Below are 1,903 nucleotides of genomic sequence, written 5' to 3'. Positions count from 1 at the left end.
TTTGATGATTTTTTTTTTTATTCTCTATATTCCGCTGGAAAGCGTGGTCGCGGTGTTCTCCGTTGGCTACGTTATCGTCTGTGGCTCCGTCGTGCTCTCTATGGCGCTGGTCAGCTTCCTGATTGCGCCACGTCTGAATATGTATCCGATTGAAGCCTCCATCGTCACCACCTGCCACAGCGGCCTGGGCGGCACCGGAGACGTCGCGATTCTTTCAGCATCCAACCGTATGTCACTGATGCCCTTTGCACAAATCGCAACGCGTATCGGCGGTGCCTCTACCGTGATCGGCGCAACGCTGCTGATGGGCTGGCTGCTGTAAGCTCAAGCTGCTGACAAAAACTGTCACTGTGCCAGACTAACATGGCGGTCTACCACCAAGGAGACCGCCATGCTATCTGCCGATATTACAATTCTTTATGCCAGTAACGTAATGAAAAGCGCCGACTTCTACGCCGGGCTGTTTGACATCACCCCCGTGGAAAAAGGCCCCACCTTCGCACTGTTTGTGTTTGGAAATGGCTTCAAACTCGGCCTTTGGTCGTGCTACACCGTAGAGCCCGGCGTCAACCAGATTGCCAGCATACCTTCGGGTGAGATTGTGTTTACGGTGCAGGATAAGTCAGAGGTGGATGGGCAGGTTACCGTGATCCAAAAACCTGCCCAGCTCGACTTTGGGTATTCCTTTGCCGTTCTCGATCCTGATGGACATCGCCTCAGAGTCTGTTTTCTGGAGGAAGAGGCGTAATCGTTGAATTCGAAGTGACATAAAACAAGGCCGCGACATGATGGGGGATGCCTCAAGCTGTAGCGGCCTCTTTATAGCGTGCTATCACCTGAAGTCAGGCACGGTGACTTTCTGCGACAGGTAAACCCACGTTAACCATCATTAAATAAAATGCGTTTCTATAAATATGCTTTTATCTAAAGCGATGATGCTGAAACCAGAGTTATTCACAATACTGACAGCTGATGTGCCATTTTCCCATTGTGAGCAGAGCGCAGGCGATACCGACACCAGAATGTTGTCTATCTTACGCTGAAACAAGGTATGAGCATGTCCCGTACCGATAAATTTTACCGGGCTATCATGACAGAGAGTAAGCAAATCATCGCTGTTCATTAGCTTACAAATGTCAACCAGCGGTGTACCAACAGGTACCAGATGATGATGTAAGAAAATCGCAATATTCTCACATGTCGTGTCTGTTAAACCCTCACGCAGGTTATACAATGTATCTTTATTTATGAACCCGTAGTCTTCTCTGGGTACCACACTGTTTAAGCCAAACAACGCCCATGACGCGTTAGATAGCTGCTCTACCGCCACTGTATGCTTTGCAATTTTTATTGCAGTATCTAGATTGCCTAGATCATCGTGGTTTCCGGGCAGAACAGCATAAGGAATACTCAGGCTATCCATATTTTCAAAAAACACGTCATAGCTTATTACACTACCATCATGAGAAATATCTCCCGTGACAATAACACTATCAACATTCAATAATTTTCTATTCTTATTAAAATGATTGATAAAATTTATAAAACGTTCGTGATGCGTTTTTGCTTGCACATCACCACTTTTATCTGAAAAAAGGTGTGTGTCCGTCAAGTGTAAAATTCGCATTGATTCTTCCTTATTGTATTTCTTAGGCTATACCTGACGTGCAGTCGCCACGATAAGTCAGAATTATGGAACCCAATCAACTTTAGCAATCATTAATTAAACGTAGCATCATCGGTGATTATTTATTGCAAATACGTCTTTATGATAAAAATATCGCGCTATCGTCTATAACGATAGCGCGAGGAGAGAAACCGCGTACTACTCGCAATACTGACGCAGCGCGTCTTGTTTCTCGGGCAGCAAGCGGTAGAGATAGACAGGGCGGCCGGTCGATCC

General features: G+C 46.1%; 3 protein-coding genes and 1 pseudogene. 2 read left to right on the top strand and 2 right to left on the bottom strand.

Annotated features, from left to right (window positions below; all coding sequences use genetic code 11):
- Positions 1-322 (top strand): 2-hydroxycarboxylate transporter family protein (locus J5224_RS26075; RefSeq protein WP_264628088.1); only part of this gene is annotated, 322 nt, incomplete at its 5' end.
- Positions 323-391: 69 nt separating this feature from the next.
- Positions 392-748 (top strand): VOC family protein, encoded by a 357-nt coding sequence (locus J5224_RS26070; protein WP_264628087.1) that lies wholly within the window; start codon positions 392-394, stop codon positions 746-748.
- A gap of 141 nt (positions 749-889) precedes the next feature.
- On the opposite strand, the gene J5224_RS26065 is transcribed toward J5224_RS26070, so the two are convergent.
- Together J5224_RS26065 and J5224_RS26060 are read right to left on the bottom strand one after the other, a co-directional pair.
- Complete coding sequence (locus J5224_RS26065) at positions 890-1,627, bottom strand: metallophosphoesterase family protein (RefSeq protein ID WP_264628086.1); 738 nt, start codon at positions 1,625-1,627, stop codon at positions 890-892.
- A gap of 198 nt (positions 1,628-1,825) precedes the next feature.
- Positions 1,826-1,903: pseudogene (locus J5224_RS26060) on the bottom strand (two-component system response regulator DcuR); the annotation flags it as partial.

Source organism: Candidatus Symbiopectobacterium sp. NZEC135, from assembly GCF_025962695.1.
Note: the sequence above shows the minus strand (reverse complement) of the source record. Positions and strands in the feature narration are given on the sequence as shown.

Coding starts and splice junctions, on each gene's coding strand:
- J5224_RS26070 (WP_264628087.1), top strand. CDS start 392: ATGCTATCTGCCGATATTACAATTCTTTATGCCAGTAACGTAATGAAA.
- J5224_RS26065 (WP_264628086.1), bottom strand. CDS start 1,627: ATGCGAATTTTACACTTGACGGACACACACCTTTTTTCAGATAAAAGT.